Here is a 20,119-nt window from a genome sequence, read left to right as displayed (position 1 = left end):
CAAGCTCAGGCTGACAGGCCTTTGCACTCAGGTTGACAACATTAAAACGGGTGTCATGCTGAGGTTCTCGAAGCACGGTGGGTGAGGCCTCTGCGCGCGACCCTTCGACAGGCTCAGGGTGACAGGCCGCTATCACTGCAACTGCTGCTGCCACTAAAAAACTAACTGCAAACTGCCCACCAAAAACTGCCCACTGATTACTGCAACGTCACAACCTTATACAAAATCCAGCCGTCGGTTTCGTAGGCGCGTTTGTAGTTTACGCCGCTGTTGAGGCGGCGGATTTCGGGGATGTACCGGTCGCTGAGCTGGGTGTAGCCGGTGAAGGGGTTTTTGGGGGTGGCTATCAGGATATAGTCGTCGTATTTGTAAGGGGTTTCAATGGCCGACAGGAACGAGTTGAGCTGGTAGGGCAGGGTTAGTTTTTTGATATTGTTGGTAAAGGCCACAATGGGGTATGATACGGCATCGTCCATGAGGATGTGCGTACCATCGGGCAGGCTATTGATATAGGCTGCTATTTCTTTGCTTTCGTTTTGATCGGTATTAGGTTCCAGCCGGCTAAGGGTGGTGATGAAGCGGCGCTCGTCGGTAATGAGCGAGTTGGTTAAAAAGGTGTAGCCGGTATACAGCTGCAGTACCATTACAAAGGCCAGGCCCAGTTTAAGGGGCAGCATATTTTTAATGGTACGCACCTTAAATATGATACACAGCAGCGCCACAAATAAAAATATAAGATAGTACTGGTAGGTGAGGAACAGCTTATCGTACTTAATGTGCAAAAACTCTACAAAGGCAAACAGGGTGAGCACGGTGAGCACATGATAAGTGCTTTCGCGCAGCAGGTACAGGCCAAACAGTATCAGCGGACAAAAATAAATCACCCTTAATGATACCAGGATGCTGAGCTCGGGCAGCTGGTAGTTTACGGCAGTGGCGGCGGTATCGTAATTCAACTTATCGACCAGTACATTCCAGGTGGCCAGGGGGCTCTCCATAAAGTAGTTATAGTCGCTGGCGTGGGTTTGGTTAAGCAGCTTGTAGCAAACCAGCGATACCACAGGCAGGATAAACAAGATGACATAAATGGCAAAGGTTTTATTAATAAGCTTACGCCTTAACGACGGACTGTTAAAGCTCATGAACAGCCTGAAAATGGATTCCTTTTCGCCCAGGTTAAGGCTGGCCAGCGTGATGGACAGCACCAGCGGGATAAAGAACAGCGTAAGCCAGATGAATCGGTAATCGCAAAAAATGAGCAATACCAAACACATGCTGGCTATGGATACGTGGAACGTGGTGTTTGAGCGGTAAAACTTAAGCAGGTTAAGGAAAAACAGGTACACGAAGATCACTACCAGGTAAATGGCTTTGCCCGAGCAGGCCATGTAAATGATACCGGGATGCAGCAAAAATAGCAGGGCTACCATGATGAGGTAAAAATCGTCCTTCACCCTGATAACAAACGAGCGCGAAATAAGATAAAAGAAGCCCGCCGTACCCAACGCCGATGCGATGACCGGGGCGAGGTAACTGTTTATTGACGAAAATATAAGCGAGGAGTAAAAGGGCAGCAGCGGGGCGGTTAAGCCCATTACCTTAAGGCGGTTGCCCAGCCCCTCAAACACGATCTTTGTTTTTTCGACATAAAAAAGGCTTTCCTGGTTATAATAGCCTAAGTGGTTAAGGTATACGCCGATAACCAGGTACCAGGCTGCCAGCACCAGGGTAAATATAAACAGGTATGTACTTTTGGCAATTTTCATTTAATAACGTTTGTGGGGTTATTAACCTTACTTAAACCGTGGTTGGTTTTTTCCCAGTAAAACGGATTGGTGATAAGCTGGTACAGGCCCATATAGGCTGCTACCGAATGCATGAGCCAGTAAACCGGGTTGGCTATGGCAAACAATATGAGCTCGAAATAGCGGCGTTTAAACACGGCCATCATGTTGATATAGATCATGAGGATATTGCCCACCATGAGGTTAAATATCGACATGAACAGCACCCAGTCCGGAAACAAATTGCGGATGGTTGAAAAATCAAATATGAGGTAACAGATAAAGATGATGAGCAGCACCGGGTAAATTAAAAAGGTGGCTGATGTGGCGCCGATGAAAAAGTTAAAACCCAGGAAACCGCGAAAGCCTATTTTACGGATGAGGGCCGGAGGGTTGCGCATGTGCACCAGGTAGGTTTGCATGTAGCCCTTTATCCAGCGCGAGCGCTGGCGGATCCAGTTCCAGAAGTTGTTGTTAGCTTCTTCATACGTGGTGGAGTTTACTATGGCCACCTTGTAACCTTTGGCGTAGGCGCGTACACCAAGGTCGGCATCTTCGGTTACGTTAAAGGGGTCCCAGGCGCCAAGCTCAATCAGCGCGTCCATTTTAAAGTGATTGCTGGTGCCGCCCAGCGGGATGGGGATATCCAGCGTATCCAAACCGGGCAGCATATAATCAAACCAGTACGAATACTCGAGCGTGAACATCCGGGTAAGGAAGTTTTCGTTGCGGTTAAAGTAGTTTAGGGCGCTTTGAATGCAGATATAATTTTCGGGCAGCTTGTTAAACAGGGCTACCACTTTTTTAAGCTGATCGGTATCGGGGATATCCTCGGCATCATAAATGGTGAGGTACTGGCCCCTCGAAAAATGCAGGCCGTAGTTGCAGGCCTTGGGCTTGGTTTTAGGCATGTGGAAAGGCACCACAATAACTTCAAAAACAGAGGGGAAATCGAGGTTTTTTACGGCGTTTAATGTTTTATCATCATCTTCTTCAATAAGCAGTTTGATATCCAGCTGCTCGCGTGGATAGTCGAGGCTTTGCAGGTTCCAGATGAGTTTTTTGATCAGCTTATCCTCCTTGTAAACAGGCAGCAGGATGGTGTATACAGGCAGCTCCTCGTTTACGATAGTGCGCAAATCATTTTTGGTGACGGCCTGGTGTAGCTCGAACCGGGAGCCTACCAGTGCCAAAAATAGTTTGAAGATAATGGCGATGAGGAAAAACGAGCTGATGATTAAGTTAATGGAGATGGATACGTTTTTGAAATTGAGGAACAGGCCGATGGCGGTAATGCCCCACAAGGCAAAAATGAAAACCAGCTGTGATGTGGTGAACGTTGTTGAGGCCGAGCTTTTAGGGTCGCGCTTAAGGAGCTCGAAAACAGATGCCTTAACATATTTTTGCCCGGTAAGCTTGTGGCTTAGCCAGGTGATCTCCAAATCGGATGCTACGATAACTTCGGGTTCCATGTCATACGTAAACCTTACAAAATCAAGGAAAAGTTCATTGCCGGGGTCGGCCATGATGGTAACCACCTTGTTGTTTTCGATGCGGAGGGGGAGGCCCAGCTGGTCGTTGGCAAATTTAAGGTCAACCTGGTCGAGGATTTTCTGGTCGAAGGCTTCCTGGCGGATCTCGGCAAAGTGGTAGCCCGCGTTGCCTAAGGCGCGTTCATAGTTTTTGCGGGAAACATAGCCGAAGTTAAGGGCTATTTTGAGGTATGACATACCCGATCTTTCCGAAAAAGCATGGATCTTTTCCTGGTCGGCCGGCGAAATAAATCCGTGGGCAACCAAAATTTCAGGAACAGAAATACTCAATGTATCCATATTAGGTGTTTTATAACCTCACCCCCCGCCCTCTCCAAAGGAGAGGGAGCTCTTTTTTTTAAGCCTTCTCCTTTGGAGAGGGCAGGCGGTTTGTCATTGTATTTATGATGATGCCTTAGCCTCACCTAAATCCTCTCCAAAGGAGAGGACTTTAACTTCATTTTTCTTAAAACCCTCTCCTTTGGAGAGGGCAGGGTGAGGTACTAATCGTTAAACAGATCCTGCGATTTTTGAACTTTTGACCGCACATACAGGAACGAAAGCAGGATCAGGATCAGGATGCCCAGCAAAATGTACAGGTTATAGCTGTCCCAGAAACGGGTAAGGCCGCTCTTGGTATCGATGTACTCCAGGTTTTCGCTGGATTTGTTGATGTTGAACAGGTATTTGTTGGAGTTAACATCCGAGATACAAACATTGCTTGACAGGGTTGAAAGCTGCTCGGTAATGGATTTGGATACCGCCAGGAAAGCTTCAGAAACATGCGTGCCGGTAGCGGTAAGCACCAGGGTAGCATTGTTGCTTACGCCGTAAAATATTTGCGCCAGGCCGTTTGATACCGTATCCGACAGCGAGTAAACCGGGCTATTATTATCGGTGTTGTACAGCCTGAAGTTCCTGTCGAACTGGATAGGGGCATCGCGAAACTCCTTAAGTACTTTATCATCTTTTGATAGCAGGGCTATGATATTGTATTGCTTCAGATCAGTTGGCTTCAAATCTTTCGAGTAAACAAACTCGGGGAAGTTATTGGCGTTGATGTTATTGTTAAGCTCGTAAATGATCTCGCCCATAGCACCGGCGGCATATTTGGCGTATTCCTCGCTTACCACAATTTTGGTGGTGCCGTTGTTAAAGGCCTCGGGATACTGGTAAAAGCTCAGGTCGCTGGTGATGAAGGGGTTTTTTGATTCGAGGTATGATTTGTCAACGTCAACTTCGGCAAAAAAGTTGGTGAAGCTGTTTTTACAGTTGCCGTTGGTTGGGTAAAACCTGAATTCGGCCTCCAGCGTATTGTATTTATGGTGCTGGTAACGGTTAATGGTGATAGAGCTGTTCAGCTTGCCCGATGCATCCAGTTTTTCGCTGCTGATAAGTAAGCCGTTAAGGTATATGTTGAAGAAACCACGGTCGCCGGGGGCAAGGCCGCTGTAATTGGCAACAAACCGGATCTCCACTTCTTTAGGGGTGAAGCTGAAATCACTGTTTTTAAAGCTGTAAGCGCTCTTCAACGAGCCAATGCCCGACAGGAAGTCGCTCACACCGCCAATTTGCTTTAAGGATAGCTTTGAACGGTTTTCGTCGATAGTTTTAAAGAAGGTGTTTTCGGCCTTGTTGATCAGCAGGTAATCGCCATAGGTTGAGTTCAGGATGTTCATGTTGCCCAGGGCGGTAATGGCCTTTTCATAACCTGTATCATCGCCGCCGGTAACAAACAGCACCTCTTTAGGGGCCTGCTCCTGCGATACGGTTTTAACCGGCACCAACCGGCCTTTTATATCAACCATGTGCACAATGGTATCAGTGAGCAGGCTTACTGATTTATGCAGGTAGAATAAACCCTGCGTATTTTGCGGGGTAACTTTTACCAATGCGCGCGCATCGGCAGGTAATTTATCAATGGCGCCTACCCTGATGTAGTTACGAACGCTATCGGGCAGTTTGCTTTCTTCGTAAACGGCTATTTCACGTGTTTGGGTCTTTTTTAACCTTGAATAGGCCCATGCTACGGCCTTAAGGTCATGCAGGCTTGGGTTTGACGGGTAAACGATAGCTTTTTTAGAGTCGAAGCAGTTGCTGATATTTACGTTATCAAAAAAGTTTTTATTGCTTTTAACCAGCGACAGGTATGAGTAGTTTTTGATCTTTAACCACATCGCCGGGTTATCCAGGTCCTTACACTGATCATCGGTAATGGTGAGCAGGGTTTTGATCTGGATCTTGAGGAACTTATCGGGGCTCAGATCGGCACGGCTCAGGTTAATGATGATTTTCTGGATCGAATCGGGGCCCAGGTGGCTGCTGTATGCCGGTTTGTTATTAATAACCAGGTTGATATACGAATGCGATTTTATCAATGCCTGCGACGGTTCAAAAAATAGAACCAGTTTACTGCCATTCATTTCAATCAAAGGGGTGACCTTGAAATAAAATGAAATAGCGCCGCTCATGCCGTATACCACGTCATCGTCATGGCCGTAGGCTTTAAAGGATGCAATGCTGTTGCCCTGGGCCTGCGAAGCCGTGTTGAATAATAGGATAAAGGCTAATAAGGTAAAAAACTTATTCATTGATATCAATATTAATTTATTACGTAAAATTCTACTCTGAAATAATTACCGTTGTCATCACTGCGGTAGCTGAGCTCGCCGCCCATTTCCTGTGTCATCAGCTTGGCAATTGATAAGCCTAAACCCAGGCGGCTTTCGGTAACGCCCGATGTATCGTTAAGGGTTTTAAGCTTGTTGAACATCATGTCCAGCTCCTGCTGGCCTATGGCTATACCTTCGTCAATGATCTCGAAAACAAAACGCTGGCGCTGCAGGCTGGTTACTACCTTAATGCTGTTATTGGTTTGCGAAAATTTGATGGCGTTTGATAGCAGGTTTTGAAACACCTGGCCGGCAAATACTTTGTCGAGCCGCACGTTGAGGGGCAGCTTCAGGATATTATCAACCAGGTGGATGTTTTTCATGAGGGCCGTTTCATACAGGCCTTTAAAAATATGCATTACTTCAACGTTGATATCAAAGATCTCCATGTTGAATTTCATATCCGGCGATTCGATCTCCTTAACATCCATGAGCTTGTTAAGCATATACTGCATCTTATCAGCCGATTCGGCGATGTAGCCCACAAATTCTTTCTGGTCGGTGCTCAGCCTGAAATCCTCCTCCCTGATCATGTTGTTGCTCATTATAATAGAGCCGATAAGGTTTTTAAGGTCGTGCCCGGCAATATTGATAAAGCTGTTCTTCTGGCTGTCGAGCTTGCGGAGCTGCTCATACTGATGGTCGATGAGGTTGTTTTTTTCGTTGATATCCTTGTTTTGCTGTTTAAGCTGTTCGTTTGATTTTTCGATCATGATCTGCGCACGCACTTCACGCTGGATCACCTTATAGCGCGCCCCGGGTATTAAGCAGGAGATGCCCGAGATGATAAAAAAGATCTGCCCGCCGTTACTTAAAACCAGGTCGAGGTTGTATTCGCTTAACAGGTTAAAGAAAATAGCCAGTAACAATAGCGCCATTAAGGTTTGGATGATGGAGTTTAAGGGCTCCCAAAAAACCTGCAGGTTAAAAAACAGCAGGGTGGTAGCAAACAGCATAAAATAAATGGTCAGGAACTGAATGTTTACCAGGTTACATAATATAGCTGCCGTTACCGAAAGCATAAAGAAACTGATGTGCAATAATATGCGGTAACTAAATTGTTTATGCTGAAAATAGCTGAACAGGCCGTATATAATAAGGATAGTTATAATGCGGATAATAAAAAACTGCAGCCAGTAGTTTGTAGCGTAAATAAAATCAACAATACTAAAAAGAGGGTACAGGAATATAATTGTCCAGATTATATTATTGGTTTGGTACCATGCTTTTTTGGAGGTCTCTCTAATTAATTCTTCGTTGGTAATTTGAACAAACATTATTTGTTATCTTGAATTGTAATTAAAAATTAAGGCCGCTGTTTAAATTAACTCCGTTTAATATTGGTAGACGAAAAATATTCGTTATACGATAATTTAAACAGGTTTGTTGTTACTGTTGCCTACAGTAATAATTGCCGTTGCAAAAAGCCGTCCAATTCCCCGGCAAGTTCGGGAAGTTGCTTTTAAACTATGCTAAAGTTTAAGCAAGGACATCAGTATTTTATGGCTTGCACAAATCCGGAACGAAAGCTCAGCGGCCCAAACGTTATTAAAAAAAAACGATTTTATGCTGTTCAAAAAACTGGGCTTCAAAAGCATCAGGCTACCTGTAGCTTTTACTTCCTTTTGGCCCGGCGACAACTGCGCAGCTATTTACCTATATAGATAAAGTTGTTGAGCAATGCAATACTTACGGATTTAGGTTAGTTATAGATTATCATTACGGCCGCTTAAATGATAATAATTACCTTACAGAAACAGCCCTGGTAATTGATTTGTGGCTAAAATTAACTAAAAGGTATAAAAACGCAGATTATAATAACTTGTTTATTGAGGATTATAATGAACTGCCCCATATTAACCCCAAACTGAGGAAAGTTGCCGCGTATAATATTGTTACGCTTATCCGTAGGTTTGATAAACAACGAACCCTGATTGTAAGTGCATCAAACTATAACAGCATCTATGAGCTAAGCAGGTTGTCAAGGCTGGCCGATGACCATATCATCTGCACTTTTCACTTTTACGAGCCTTTCTTTTTATTCACCAGAGCACAAGCCGGGTAAGCGACCAGGTTGCAACTACCGGGGTATCATTTCCATACAATGCGGAAAATTTTCCTGCACTTAATCAAAAAGCAAAAAACACCCCCGGCGAAAGCAATTACCAGACTTATCCGCGAGATGGTAACAAACAATCCATAAATGATAAGCGGCAAATTGTAAAAAAAACGGCCCCTGAAATAGATGTGCCCATTATTGCGGTGCCTAAAGGATCTATAACAAATATGCCGATGCAGATAGCCGCTGCCCTCATATTAAATCTGTACGCGGGGCTTTAAATGAGCTTGATATTCCTGGCATGCTTTGGGGTTATAACAGTAGTTTTTCAATGTTTAACGGCAGGCCGGTTACGAGAAAATTATCCTTGTGTATGGAGGACACAATTAGCGCCGTAAGTGAAATTTTAAACATTAATGTTACAATTTTATTACCTTTGCTCACTAATATACAATTATGAGATTTTTTGAAGAAAAGCGCAGAGAAGTAATGGTGCATATCGAAAAGTTCATGTTAGAAAAGATACATGAATACCTGAAACCGATTGATACCATCTGGCAGCCGTCTGATTTTTTGCCCGACTCTTCAAGGGACTCGTTCTTTACTGAAATTAAGGAATTGCAGGAAAGCGCCGCAGGTCTTTCATATGATCTGATCGCCGTTTTAATTGGCGATACCATTACCGAAGAAGCGTTGCCTACTTACGAATCATGGCTTACCATGGTTGAAGGGGTATCTGACAATGAAGAAGGCGGCTGGATGAAATGGACCCGCCACTGGACCGGTGAAGAAAACCGCCATGGCGACCTGCTTAACAAATACTTGTACCTGTCTGGTCGTGTGGATATGCGCATGATGGAGATTTCCACCCAGTACCTCATCTCTGATGGTTTTGATATCGGTACCGGTCATGATCCTTACCGTAACTTTATATATACCTCTTTCCAGGAGTTGGCAACCAATGTTTCGCACCGCCGTGTAGCATCACAGGCTAAAAAATACGGCGATCCGCTGCTTTCAAAAATGTGCGGTGTTATCGCATCTGATGAAGCCCGCCATGCCAAAGCTTACAAATACTTTATCGAAAAAATATTTGAGGTAGATCCAAGCGAGGCTATGGTAGCTTTTGAGGATATGATGCGTAAAAAGATTGTAATGCCTGCCCACTTCCTGCGTGAGGTTGGTTTAAAGGTTGGGCAAACTTTTGGCCACTTTACCGATGCCGCACAGCGTTTGGGTATTTATACCGCTATCGACTATGTGGATATCCTGAAAGAGCTTTTGACCGACTGGCATATCGAAAGTATCACAGGTTTGGACGAAGCCGGCGAAAAAGCCCGGGATTACGTTGTAAACCTTCCCGCCCGCTTACTGCGTGTAGCCGAGCGCATGAAAAACCCAATGCTCGAGTATAAGTTTACCTGGATTAACGGGTAGCTTTTTAAGCTTAAAGCTAAAGGCCGAAGGCCTAAAGCTTTCCTTGCAACCGGGTTTTAGGTTAGTGCTTCTTTTTCAGAGCTTTTTGCTTTAAGCTTCTTTCCTATAGCTTTCTGCTTTAAGCCTTCGGCTTTCTGCTTATTAATGGCTTTTAGCTATCCCGTTCTATTTTATACCCCGGCTTTTTATACCCATCGGCAACATAGTTTTCGGGGATCTGGATGTGGCTTCCATCGCGTACAGCTGTAAAGTGCGGTGACATGATCTCCATGCCGGCTTCATTAAATTTATCCTGTATGTTTTGATACAATACCGAATAGATCATGGCCATTTTGCCGGGCTGATCCGTATAAGCGTTTATCTGGTAACTCACATTAAAATCATTCAAAGCGGTTTGCAGTACAAACGGTTTTGGATTGGCAAGGATCCCCTCTGTTGCTTCGGCCGCACTGATGAGCAGATTGTGGATGGTTTCCCAGGGGGCATCGTAGCCAATAGTAACACTGGTATTCAGTATCAACCCCAATGTTTTTGACGATGAAGTATAGTTAACCGTAGCACCGCTTAAAATGGTAGCGTTGGGCACGGTTACGTCTTCGTTTTTAATGGTGCGCACGCGGGTAACCAGCAGGTTTTTTTCAATTACATCGCCCATAATTTCGCCAACTTTTATGCGGTCGCCAATTTTAAAGGGGCGCATATAGGTAAGCACAATACCCGATACCATATTGGCAATAGCCGACGAGGAACCTAACGAAAACAGTACGCCTATAAACACCGTAACTCCCTGGAAAACTTTAGACTGCGACCCCGGCAAATATGGAAATATCACCACAAACATAAACGCATACATCAGTACCCGGATGATATTGTAAGTTGGGATAGCCCATTCAGGGTAAAAGCCTTTTAAAGCGATGGCCCCGTTTGCTATTTCGGTAGCTATAAATTTTACCAGCTTTACAATATACCGGGTAACCAGGTAAATAACCGTTATGGTAAGCAGGTTGGGTATAAAGTGAACAATGGCCAGCAGGATACTTTTTAAGGGGTTAACCACAAAGCCGATCAACTGTGTAGCGATAGGCTGCGACGAAGGGAAGATATAAAACAATACGGGCAAAGCCAGGTAAACCAGCAGCAGGATAACGAGCAACCGGCCAATATTTACAAGTCCGCTGATAAAAGGAAGCAGGCGTGAGGCGTAAGCCACGGGCGCCCCTTTGGCTGCCAGCTTTTCAACCCGGCGTTCCCAACCCAGTATAATCTTTAATTTTATCCACCTGAAGCCCTTGTTAACACTCCAGATCAGTAAAATCAGTAAAATAACAACCGCCACGGCTTCGAGCACGTTGATGATTAATTGTTTGGGGCTGTTGCTTTCAAAAACATTGCCCAGTTTGTTTTTTAGTATGGATAAGTAGCTTGCTGCCAGCTGCGGCCGGTTCAGTTCGGAGTAAGAGGCATCGGTATTATTAACCCCCATGATCATCTGGCCGTTGTAGGTTATTATCGATACAGACGTATCGTTTTTAAGCGTTAACGAATCCGGGTTAAAATCTATCCGGCTCATCAGGGCCTTAATGCGTTGGGTAACAATCCCGGCGCGCTCTTTAGGATCAAACAATCCCTGCGGGGCATAAAATTTAAACAGGGTATCCCGGTTAATGATCACAGGTTCGCCGTTTTTTTCAGGGAGTTTTTGTGCCTGTGTGGTAAATGCAGCAAACAGAAAAAGGATGAGCAGGCTATAAATTTTAGGCATAGGGATGTTTTTCTGTTAAAGCTAAAAATTATTTAGCGGAAATAAGAAGCTGTTTAAAGTGGTTGAATATCATTTACCGGTAGATAAAACTTCATTACCGTTGGTTTTAACCAACGGAATAATGAATAGCGATAAAAGGGCTTCAGCCTAAATTCGCTTGCCTAATTGGGGCTAAAGCCAGGACCTTTAGCTTTTTTGCCGTTGGTTTTAACCAACGGCAATGAATATTTTGCATTTTTAAACTGCGTAATGCTTAGAACTATCATCCTATTTAACAAATGGAACAGAAACCATGTTTTTGCGAACGAAGTAACCGCACATGAATAGCGCATTGTATAACAAGCGATTACTTCGTCGTCTCTCTTTTTAACGTATTATTCTTCGGTAAATCAAAACTTTTTACCCCTCCTGTACCAGATCCGTCCCCAAATTACCGGCAATTTTGCTGAACAGATCGTTTAGGATCGATTCGACGGTGAGCGAATTTACGTCATCAACATAATGTTCATTCCGGGTAATCCAAAGTTCGTTACCGTTAATCGCAATGCTGAACAGTGCGCTTTCATAAACAGCAGGCAACGAAATTTCAACCGCCCCGCCTTTGCGCTCAACGGTGAAATTTAATTCGCTTTTTCGTTGCTCATGAAACAGCGGGTTAAGTTTTTCGTGCAGTAACTGGTATAACTGGTTAATGTCGGTATTGGTATGGAGGGTGATGATTTTCATAATTTGGTATATTAGCGATGTATTAAATAGTACAAAGTTGAAGGAGGGATTGTTTGGAAAGTATTTTCCCGGATGGTTTTATAAATTCTTAAAATCAACGGTGTCATTACCAACAGGGTGGTGCGGGGCCGCGTTAGGGATTGCAGCGGAAAACCCACAGCCTTGCGCAGGCCTTCGCGCATTGGGCAAGGCGAGGATTTGCAGCGTAAAGCCCGGGCCGCAGGCAACGCCCATGTTATAAAAAAGAATAAAAATACACACTTAATATCAATGACTACAATCATGTCATTATAAGCGATAGCGCGGGAACCGCGTAGCTATGCTCAGCCAACCTTGCAAATTGTACATGTTGGCTACACGATTGCCGCGCTTCGCCAATAACATATTTTAAAAACGCTACACAAAACATCACCATATATGAACTACAAATTATTAGGCCGCTCGGGCCTTAAAGTTTCTGAATTATGCCTGGGCACTATGGGCTTCGGTACCGAAGGCGGCTGGGGCGCCGAAAAAGATACCAGCTTTGCCATTATGGATGCCTTTGCCAACGCAGGCGGCAATTTTATTGATACCGCCAATGTTTATAAACTGGGTACCAGCGAGAAGATTATTGGCGAATACCTGGGTAATCATGACCGCGATTATTTTGTGCTGGCTACCAAGTACACGCTAAAGGATAATACTACCAATCCTAATGCATCGGGCAATAACCGCAAAAACATGATGCGTAGCGTGGAAGAAAGCCTTAAACGCCTCAAAACTGATTTTATTGATGTGCTGTACCTGCACATCTGGGATAATATTACCCCTATTGATGAGGTGCTGCGCGGGTTGGACGACCTGATAAAACAGGGCAAAGTAAACTACGCGGCTATCAGTGATACGCCCGCGTGGGTGGTATCAAAAGGGAATACCCTTGCCGAGCTGATGGGTTGGAGCCAGTTCATTGCCTTACAGGTTGAGTACAGCCTGCTGGCCCGGACTGCCGAGCGGGAGCTGATACCGATGGCAAAACACTATGGCATGACGGTTACCCCATGGGCCCCGCTGGCAGGTGGTGCTTTAACCGGCAAATACCTGCGCGGCGAACAGGGACGTGTAAAACCGGAAAGTAACCGCCGTAACGACAGGGCAAAAACTATTACTGAAGCGGTTGTTGGCATCGCCGCTGAATTAGGGGTATCCGAAAGTCATGTTGCCCTGCAATGGATGATGGACAGGGATTTTAGCTGTATCCCCATTGTGGGCGCTACCAAAATTGACCAGTTAAATGATAACCTCAAGGCCATCGATACAAAATTAACTCCCGAACATTTTAAAAAGCTGAATGAAGTAAGCGCTATTGAATTAGGTTTCCCCGGCGATTTTTTTAATGAGGATGCTGTAAAAATGAACAGCTTCGGCGGGTTTTATGATAGGGTTGAAAAAAGGTAATTATCCCCTGCATTATATAAAAATTGTCATTTCGACTGAGCAAGGGCTGGTTTGAGCACTGGGGCAAAGGAGAAATCTTATACGTGGTATACAACGTTGCTACTTATCTACAGCATGGCGTATAAGATTTCTCCTCACCAGCCCCGCGCTTTCCCCAACGGGTTCGTCGAAATGACAATTGGGTATTTATTATTCCTCCTAAAACCGCTTCAGATAATTTTTACTGATCAGCTCGCCATACATGATCCCGCTGTGCTGGTCCATAGCAAACCAGGGTGAATCATATTTTAATACCTGAATATTTTGGGCCGGCATAAAACTTTGCGCCAGTAAAAATTGCTTTTGATGAGCGGCATTTTCTACTACCTCAAGCACAATAAAACAATGCCCGGGCGAGCCCCCACGGATGAACACATCACCTGGTTTTACATCCTTGGGGTTAGTTACAGTTTTTAATTCTTTTTGCAGGGACAGGGTACCCGCATAACTGAATACCAAATTCATGTAATTTAAAAATGCCGGGTACGAATAATCGGGTTTGGCTTTCAATATCCAATGGTCGTTTTTGTAGCGATAGCCTTTAGCATAATGTTCATAATCGCATTTAAAACCGCTGGTAAAGTTGAAAGAAATTTCGTTGTATTTTTTTTGCTGATAAAGGTATTCGCCGCGTAAGCGCATCACCGCGTCGGCACATTGCTGCAGGTCCTGGCTGCCTATGCTCATGTCAATAACCGCAGCGGTATAAACATCGGTACGGGCAATATCGCCTCTATAAGTTTTGGTTGGTGTGCCCGCCGGCTTTAAAGGTAAAGCCTGCAGCCATGCCCCGAAACTGCCGGGTGACGCTGCTATACGCTGATAGCCTGCCGGTACCGCGAATCTTTTAATCACGTTATCCGGAGGAGCAATGTTAATATTCAAAAATAAGAGCAGGCAGGTGATCAGGATTTTCATAACGTTTTGGCTTTTTTTAGCTGTTCATAAGGGTTATAAGGTACAGGGATGCCATCCGCAAGCTTGAATGCTGAAAAATGCAGGTGAGTAGGGGAGCGTTTTTTGTAGGCGTTATAGCCGCTGCGGCCTACTTCGGCTATTTTTTGGCCTTGCTTAACGTAGTCGCCAGGTTTTACAAAAATCTGGTTATTGTGCGCATAGTACGTGAAAATATGGGTTGCCGGATGATAGATCCAGATAAATTTGCCTCCCCGCATATTGCTGTTCGGTTCCCATTGATTGGTACAGGCTATTACCCAGCCATCATCTACACTAATTACTTCAACAGGCTTACCGGTACGGTCATCGATGCAATCCTGATTTTTATCATTAATAAATATATCGTGTGCAGGATGGGCCCCGTGTTTGTTGCCGTCAAGATAGCGGTAGCCCTTATCAAAGTACCCATTACCATGGGTGCCGCCAATGGCGCTGCTTTTATAGCCTTTTAAGGGGAATACCCATTGCGTTTTTGGAATGATCCGCTCAGCACGGATCATTTCCAGCATGTTAATTCGTTTTAACAGGGTTTCAAATTGCTTTTGAGCTTCCGTTTTTTTGACACCACCATTTAAAACCAGGTTATTAAAATCATTGAATTTGGTAAACGCAGAAGTATTACGCTGAGCTAAAGCCCCGGTGCTTATCAACAGAAAAGAAAAAAACAGGACAAGTTTTTGCATAAGGTTTATAATCAATAACATTAACTAATAAGCGGGTGAAATATTGTTATCCTATCCGGATATCATATTTGTTAAGCAATCCCGGTAAACCATGAAGCGAGAACTTTGCTTTTTTGATGACGTTATCATCCGGATCGATGATGAAGTTATAGGATGTGCTCAGGTCGGCGTTTTTAAGGATGGTACGACTGAAGAAAGCGTTTTTAAGATTACAGTTAATGAATTTACAATCGCTCAGGTCAGCCTCGGTCAAGTCGGTTTCCATCATGGAACAATCGGCGTAGGTAGCCTTCTTGTTCTTCTTTTTATAAAACACGGCATTATCTAAAATACAATCCTCAAAATGTACCTCGAACAGAAAGTCGTTAGCCTTACCAAAGTTTACGCCGCTTATTTTGCAGTGCTTAAAACGAATGTTCTGCAAACCGGTATTGCCTAACTCTGCAAGGAGCAGGTTGCAGGTGTCAAACAGGCAATCAACAAAAGTAATGCCCGTGAGATGGGCGTGGGCGAGGTCACAGTTGATGAATTTACAGTTTTCGTAAGTGGCGCCGTTGAGCTGGCTGGCGGTTATTTTGGTAAAAGTTTGATCTTCGTAGAGTAGGGATTGCATGGGAGCAAATGTAAAATGTTAAAGGGAATGGGATGGTTTCCGGTCTCTTTAAATTAAAGAAAGATGATCAACCACCATGCTTACCGGATTTGCATGGCGTACAAGATTCTCTTTCGCACCTATGCGCAACCTTGCTCCGCTCAGTCGGATGACAACGGTTTATATCAATGTTTCTTATACAACTCCACCTTTCTGTCGTCTGGATCAACAACTACTGCCATAAAACCAAAATCAGTTTGTGCAGGTTCAGATGCGAATCGCAACTGGCTTTCTTTTAATAATTTAATTACCTTATCAAAATCTTCTAATTCAAAACCTAAGCGCAGGTTTCCATCCGCTTCAGTTTGATTTTTTGTAAGCGGATATATTTCAATCACCGTCCCATCAACAATAGCTGAATAATGATATGGGGAATTGCCATGCTTATGATAATCAAAGCTAACTCCAAGTAGCTGATAAAAATAAACCAGCTTTTGCATATTGGCAGTTCTTATAACTAGTAATTTTAGTTTCATTGCTTCAATTCTTCCTCTTCGGCAATTTAATCAATCCTGATCTGTACAGATCAATCGCCTCATTTAAAATAAACCGGATAGTATCAACAGGTAAATCCTCTTCCGGATTAAAAATCATGATCTTGATCCGGGCGCGGTCTTCAAATATTAAATCGGGATAATGCAGGTGTTTGCCCTCAACCATGCCTAAAAACGGTTGTTGTGTTTTTTTATGGATCCACAGGTAGCAAAACATTTTGCCTTTATAGCAAAAGAAAGGCATGTTGTATTTCCATTCGGCGGTAATATCGGGGTGTTGCGCCAGGATAATATCGCGCAGGGCTAACAGGCAGCTCCGGTTAGGTTCATCTTTGGTGAGGTAGAAGTGGTCGATTGGAGTGAGTTGCATAACCTTATCATTCAGCCATATTGTTCAGCACTTCCAAAAACTTTTCCGATGGATAAATCTCGATATTATTATCTTCTATTTTATATCGTAGTTGTTCAAAAACACCATCCTTATACCAGATCAGATTATTGCTAACCCCTCCGGGCCCCTGTTTACTCATATTATCAACGATGGGGATAATCGAAGTAACAGCATTGACAACCGCTAATGTTTCAAGCGGATATATAATTGCAGCATGCCTGTCAGGTACCCCGATAATCGCTCCCCAATCGCCAACAAGACTTTGTTTCTCCAGGTCAAATACAATATTCGGTGCGAAAAAATGATCGCCCTGGGCAAGTAGGACTTCAAATTCGCCTATTTTCTCCCTCGAAATACTGCACGGATATTTCTGCCTTACATTTTCAACGCCTTTTTCAAACAGCTCATCGTAGGTTTTATTCCATTTTTCCGCTTGCTCAGGTGTTATTGTCTGAATTGCATCCGGCAAATCAAATACTAACACCTTCGCTATTTCGCCTGCAATCATGCTATAGATCTTATTTTCTTCGCCTCCGTATTCCAGGTAGCCTAAAGGATAAAGGCGGGTGGCAAGATATTTCTCTATCGCTTCGTAATCGTCAACGATCTCGTTAAAATCCTTATCGAACAGATAAGTCCTTATCAGTGCATCAAAATGGCCGGAAATTAATTCATAGTAGTTTCGCCTCTCGTCTTGCTTGCATAATTGTGCAACATTTGTTAAACCTAAAATATTCAATCCAAAATCATTAGGCCCAACCTTTATTGAAGCATCATCTTCTATCTTGTAACTGATGTTCTTCTTGTAAAAAAACTTATCAATTGCTTTAATAAAATCCCGGTATTCAGTGTCACTAAAAAAGGAAGCCCATTTGGGTGCTACAACATTATTACGAGGGCGTTTAAAAAATGAAAACATATTTAGAATTTTATGTTAAAGATGCCGAACTTTTTTCCATCCACAAATAAATTAACTACAACTACGGGTTTCCTCCACCATTATTTTGACATTCGCCTACCCAACCTTCCCCTGCAAAATCCCTATCTTTGCGGCAACATAAATTATCATCTATGCTTAAAGGATTTTTTAATGTTCCGGCACCGGTAAATGAGCCCGTTTTAAATTACGGTCCGCGGAGTTTGGAGCGTGTGGCGCTTAAGGCAGCTTTAGAAGCCGGTCGTGCCCAACAATTAGATATACCTATGTACATTGGCGGCAAGGAAGTACGTACCAACACCAAGTTGGAAATTCGTCCGCCGCATGATCATAAACATTTACTGGCTACCTTCAGCGAAGGTGATGCAAGCCACGTTACCGCAGCCATTGATGCTGCCCTTGCAGCCAAAGCCGACTGGGAAAATCTGGCCTGGGAACAACGTGCTGCCATATTCCTGAAAGCTGCCGAACTGATAGCCGGCCCATACCGTGCCGAAATCAATGCAGCCACTATGCTTGGCCAGTCAAAGAACGCTTACCAGGCCGAGATCGATTCGGCTTGCGAGCTGATCGACTTCCTGCGTTTCAACGTGGAGTACATGACCGAGATTTACAAACAACAGCCGCCGGTATCAGGCAAAGGTGTTTGGAACCGTGTAGAACAACGCCCGCTTGAAGGATTTGTGTTCGCGCTTACGCCATTCAACTTTACGGCTATTGCCGGGAACCTGCCTGCATCTGCAGCCATGATGGGCAATGTAGTGGTTTGGAAACCTGCTTATACGCAAATCTACGCTGCTAACGTGATCATGAAGATTTTTAAAGAAGCCGGCGTACCCGATGGCGTTATCAACCTGATTTATGTTGATGGCCCGGTTGCAGGCGAGGTGATCTTTAACCACCCTGATTTTGCGGGCATCCACTTTACCGGTTCAACCAAAGTGTTCCAGAACATCTGGCAAACAATTGGTACCAATATCCACAAATACAAAACATATCCACGTATTGTAGGCGAAACAGGTGGTAAAGATTTTGTACTTGCCCACCCGAGCGCTAACGCCGATGTGGTAAGCACTGCCCTTGTTCGCGGCGCTTTTGAATACCAGGGACAAAAATGTTCGGCTGCTTCAAGGGCTTATATCCCGGCTTCATTGTGGCCTGCGGTAAAAGCAAACATGCAGCGTGACATTACTTCGTTTAAAATTGGCCCGGTAGAAGATTTTGAAAACTTCATCAATGCCGTGATCACCGAATTGTCGTTTGACAAACTGGCCAAATACATCGACGCTGCTAAAGCCGACGAAGGTGTTGAAATTGTTGCCGGCGGTAACTACGATAAAAGCAAAGGCTGGTTCATTGAGCCAACTGTGCTAAAAGTTGAAGACCCGTATTACGTAACTATGTGCGAGGAGCTTTTCGGCCCGGTACTAACAGTATATGTTTACGAAGATGATAAATTTGATGAAATCCTTGAGGTTGTAGATAAAACATCTATCTACGCGCTTACAGGCTCAATCATTTCGCAGGACAGGTATGCTATTGAAAAAGCTACCACCCGTTTACGCAACGCGGCAGGTAACTTCTACATTAATGATAAACCTACAGGAGCGGTAGTTGGTCAGCAGCCATTTGGCGGCGCCAGGGGATCGGGCACTAACGATAAAGCCGGTTCAATGATTAACCTGTTACGTTGGGTATCCCCACGAACTATCAAAGAAACCTTTGATCCGCCAAAGGATTACAGATACCCGTTTTTGGCTAAAGAAGTGTAGCCCCCCGGCCCCCTAAAGGGGGAGGTTAAAGAAAGACTTTATATTAAAAAGCCTGTTTCTCAATTGGAAACAGGCTTTTTCTTTTGCACCATTCCTCCCCCTTCAGGGGGCCGGGGGGTTACTTAAACTTAAACACAGCATCCATTTTCTCATTGCTGGATGTGCTTACTTTCATATCGTTGATAAGGCCGGTGCTGAGGCTGTAAACCCAGCCGTGTACCGAAAGTTCCTGCCCATTTTTCCAGGCATTTTGCACGATAGATGTTTTGCAAAGGTTGTTCACATTTTCTATCACGTTCAGTTCAACCAGGCGGTTACTGCGCTCGGTTTCGTTTTCAATGGCGTCAAGCTCATCGGCATGTAAGCGGTAAACATCTTTGATGTGGCGCAGCCAGTTATCAATCAGGCCAAACTGGGTATTGCCCATGGCCGCATTAACACCACCGCAGCCGTAGTGACCGGTAACAATTACATGCTTCACTTTTAATACGTTCACCGCGTAATCAAGCACACTCAGCATATTCATGTCCGAGTGGATAACCATGTTGGCAATGTTACGGTGCACAAAGATCTCGCCCGGGGCGGTATTGGTGATTTGGTTGGCAGGTACGCGACTGTCGGCGCAGCCTATCCAAAGTATAGGAGGCTTTTGCCCGTTAGCCAGTTTATCAAAATATAGAGGATCTTCGGCTAAAGCACCTTCAATAAATTTTTTGTTTCCTTCCAGTAAGCCTTCATAGGTGATATGACTGGTATCATGAATTTGAGCACACATATATTTAAAA

Annotated in this window: 16 protein-coding genes and 1 pseudogene; 4 read left to right on the top strand and 13 right to left on the bottom strand. The window is 44.3% G+C overall.

What is annotated here, in order from left to right; all coding sequences use genetic code 11:
• Positions 1–197: 197 nt before the first annotated feature.
• The 4 genes from J3L18_RS18870 to J3L18_RS18855 form a co-directional block, all read right to left on the bottom strand.
• A complete protein-coding gene (locus J3L18_RS18870; protein WP_129568373.1) occupies positions 198–1,766 on the bottom strand; it encodes a hypothetical protein in 1,569 nt (522 codons plus the stop codon).
• On the bottom strand, positions 1,763–3,616 hold the full coding sequence (locus J3L18_RS18865) for a glycosyltransferase (RefSeq protein ID WP_129568374.1): 1,854 nt from the start codon (positions 3,614–3,616) through the stop codon (positions 1,763–1,765). Before J3L18_RS18865 ends, J3L18_RS18870 begins: the two co-directional genes overlap by 4 nt.
• A gap of 203 nt (positions 3,617–3,819) precedes the next feature.
• Positions 3,820–5,907, bottom strand: a complete 2,088-nt coding sequence (locus J3L18_RS18860; RefSeq protein WP_129568375.1) for a cellulose biosynthesis cyclic di-GMP-binding regulatory protein BcsB — start codon at positions 5,905–5,907, stop codon at positions 3,820–3,822.
• An 11-nt stretch (positions 5,908–5,918) separates the two neighbouring features.
• Positions 5,919–7,265, bottom strand: coding sequence for a sensor histidine kinase (locus J3L18_RS18855; RefSeq protein ID WP_091172029.1), 1,347 nt, complete (start codon positions 7,263–7,265; stop codon positions 5,919–5,921).
• Positions 7,266–7,639: 374 nt separating this feature from the next.
• On the opposite strand from J3L18_RS18855, the pseudogene J3L18_RS18850 reads away from it, so the two are divergent.
• Positions 7,640–8,053 (top strand): annotated as a pseudogene (locus J3L18_RS18850) (cellulase family glycosylhydrolase); the annotation flags it as partial.
• A gap of 450 nt (positions 8,054–8,503) precedes the next feature.
• Positions 8,504–9,484: an acyl-ACP desaturase gene (locus tag J3L18_RS18845; RefSeq protein WP_091172035.1), complete on the top strand. Its 981-nt coding sequence runs from the start codon at positions 8,504–8,506 to the stop codon at positions 9,482–9,484.
• Between the two features lie 151 nt (positions 9,485–9,635).
• On the opposite strand, the gene J3L18_RS18840 is transcribed toward J3L18_RS18845, so the two are convergent.
• Positions 9,636–11,246, bottom strand: coding sequence for a mechanosensitive ion channel family protein (locus J3L18_RS18840; RefSeq protein WP_129568377.1), 1,611 nt, complete (start codon positions 11,244–11,246; stop codon positions 9,636–9,638).
• A 399-nt stretch (positions 11,247–11,645) separates the two neighbouring features.
• Complete coding sequence (locus J3L18_RS18835; protein ID WP_091172039.1) at positions 11,646–11,972, bottom strand: hypothetical protein; 327 nt, start codon at positions 11,970–11,972, stop codon at positions 11,646–11,648.
• 417 nt (positions 11,973–12,389) lie between these two features.
• On the opposite strand from J3L18_RS18835, the gene J3L18_RS18830 reads away from it, so the two are divergent.
• A complete protein-coding gene (locus tag J3L18_RS18830; protein WP_129568378.1) occupies positions 12,390–13,409 on the top strand; it encodes an aldo/keto reductase in 1,020 nt (339 codons plus the stop codon).
• 198 nt (positions 13,410–13,607) lie between these two features.
• Here the strand turns inward: J3L18_RS18830 and J3L18_RS18825 are convergent, their stop codons facing one another.
• The 6 genes from J3L18_RS18825 to J3L18_RS18800 form a co-directional block, all read right to left on the bottom strand.
• Positions 13,608–14,366 carry a DUF4846 domain-containing protein gene (locus J3L18_RS18825; protein WP_129568379.1) on the bottom strand — a complete coding sequence of 253 codons (759 nt, stop codon included), beginning with the start codon at positions 14,364–14,366 and terminating at the stop codon, positions 13,608–13,610.
• Complete coding sequence (locus tag J3L18_RS18820) at positions 14,363–15,088, bottom strand: M23 family metallopeptidase (protein ID WP_189549092.1); 726 nt, start codon at positions 15,086–15,088, stop codon at positions 14,363–14,365. Before J3L18_RS18820 ends, J3L18_RS18825 begins: the two co-directional genes overlap by 4 nt.
• A gap of 46 nt (positions 15,089–15,134) precedes the next feature.
• Positions 15,135–15,701, bottom strand: a complete 567-nt coding sequence (locus J3L18_RS18815; RefSeq protein ID WP_129568381.1) for a pentapeptide repeat-containing protein — start codon at positions 15,699–15,701, stop codon at positions 15,135–15,137.
• A gap of 164 nt (positions 15,702–15,865) precedes the next feature.
• Positions 15,866–16,216, bottom strand: a complete 351-nt coding sequence (locus tag J3L18_RS18810; RefSeq protein ID WP_129568382.1) for a VOC family protein — start codon at positions 16,214–16,216, stop codon at positions 15,866–15,868.
• A 4-nt stretch (positions 16,217–16,220) separates the two neighbouring features.
• Positions 16,221–16,604 carry a DUF1801 domain-containing protein gene (locus J3L18_RS18805; RefSeq protein WP_129568383.1) on the bottom strand — a complete coding sequence of 128 codons (384 nt, stop codon included), beginning with the start codon at positions 16,602–16,604 and terminating at the stop codon, positions 16,221–16,223.
• Positions 16,605–16,611: 7 nt separating this feature from the next.
• Positions 16,612–17,544: a DUF1444 domain-containing protein gene (locus tag J3L18_RS18800; protein ID WP_129568384.1), complete on the bottom strand. Its 933-nt coding sequence runs from the start codon at positions 17,542–17,544 to the stop codon at positions 16,612–16,614.
• 152 nt (positions 17,545–17,696) lie between these two features.
• Between J3L18_RS18800 and pruA the strand changes: the two genes are divergently transcribed.
• A complete protein-coding gene (pruA, locus tag J3L18_RS18795; RefSeq protein ID WP_129568385.1) occupies positions 17,697–19,334 on the top strand; it encodes an L-glutamate gamma-semialdehyde dehydrogenase in 1,638 nt (545 codons plus the stop codon).
• Positions 19,335–19,452: 118 nt separating this feature from the next.
• Here the strand turns inward: pruA and can are convergent, their stop codons facing one another.
• Positions 19,453–20,109, bottom strand: a complete 657-nt coding sequence (can, locus tag J3L18_RS18790; RefSeq protein ID WP_091172058.1) for a carbonate dehydratase — start codon at positions 20,107–20,109, stop codon at positions 19,453–19,455.
• Between the last annotated feature and the right edge of the window lie 10 nt (positions 20,110–20,119).

Source organism: Mucilaginibacter gossypii, assembly GCF_017569325.2.
Lineage (GTDB): Bacteria > Bacteroidota > Bacteroidia > Sphingobacteriales > Sphingobacteriaceae > Mucilaginibacter > Mucilaginibacter gossypii.
Note: the sequence above shows the minus strand (reverse complement) of the source record. Positions and strands in the feature narration are given on the sequence as shown.

Coding starts and splice junctions, on each gene's coding strand:
- J3L18_RS18835 (WP_091172039.1), bottom strand. CDS start 11,972: ATGAAAATCATCACCCTCCATACCAATACCGACATTAACCAGTTATAC.
- pruA (WP_129568385.1), top strand. CDS start 17,697: ATGCTTAAAGGATTTTTTAATGTTCCGGCACCGGTAAATGAGCCCGTT.
- J3L18_RS18820 (WP_189549092.1), bottom strand. CDS start 15,088: ATGCAAAAACTTGTCCTGTTTTTTTCTTTTCTGTTGATAAGCACCGGG.
- J3L18_RS18830 (WP_129568378.1), top strand. CDS start 12,390: ATGAACTACAAATTATTAGGCCGCTCGGGCCTTAAAGTTTCTGAATTA.
- J3L18_RS18855 (WP_091172029.1), bottom strand. CDS start 7,265: ATGTTTGTTCAAATTACCAACGAAGAATTAATTAGAGAGACCTCCAAA.
- J3L18_RS18870 (WP_129568373.1), bottom strand. CDS start 1,766: ATGAAAATTGCCAAAAGTACATACCTGTTTATATTTACCCTGGTGCTG.
- J3L18_RS18810 (WP_129568382.1), bottom strand. CDS start 16,216: ATGAAACTAAAATTACTAGTTATAAGAACTGCCAATATGCAAAAGCTG.
- J3L18_RS18800 (WP_129568384.1), bottom strand. CDS start 17,544: ATGTTTTCATTTTTTAAACGCCCTCGTAATAATGTTGTAGCACCCAAA.
- J3L18_RS18840 (WP_129568377.1), bottom strand. CDS start 11,246: ATGCCTAAAATTTATAGCCTGCTCATCCTTTTTCTGTTTGCTGCATTT.
- J3L18_RS18815 (WP_129568381.1), bottom strand. CDS start 15,701: ATGCAATCCCTACTCTACGAAGATCAAACTTTTACCAAAATAACCGCC.
- J3L18_RS18865 (WP_129568374.1), bottom strand. CDS start 3,616: ATGGATACATTGAGTATTTCTGTTCCTGAAATTTTGGTTGCCCACGGA.
- J3L18_RS18860 (WP_129568375.1), bottom strand. CDS start 5,907: ATGAATAAGTTTTTTACCTTATTAGCCTTTATCCTATTATTCAACACG.
- J3L18_RS18845 (WP_091172035.1), top strand. CDS start 8,504: ATGAGATTTTTTGAAGAAAAGCGCAGAGAAGTAATGGTGCATATCGAA.
- can (WP_091172058.1), bottom strand. CDS start 20,109: ATGTGTGCTCAAATTCATGATACCAGTCATATCACCTATGAAGGCTTA.
- J3L18_RS18825 (WP_129568379.1), bottom strand. CDS start 14,366: ATGAAAATCCTGATCACCTGCCTGCTCTTATTTTTGAATATTAACATT.
- J3L18_RS18805 (WP_129568383.1), bottom strand. CDS start 16,604: ATGCAACTCACTCCAATCGACCACTTCTACCTCACCAAAGATGAACCT.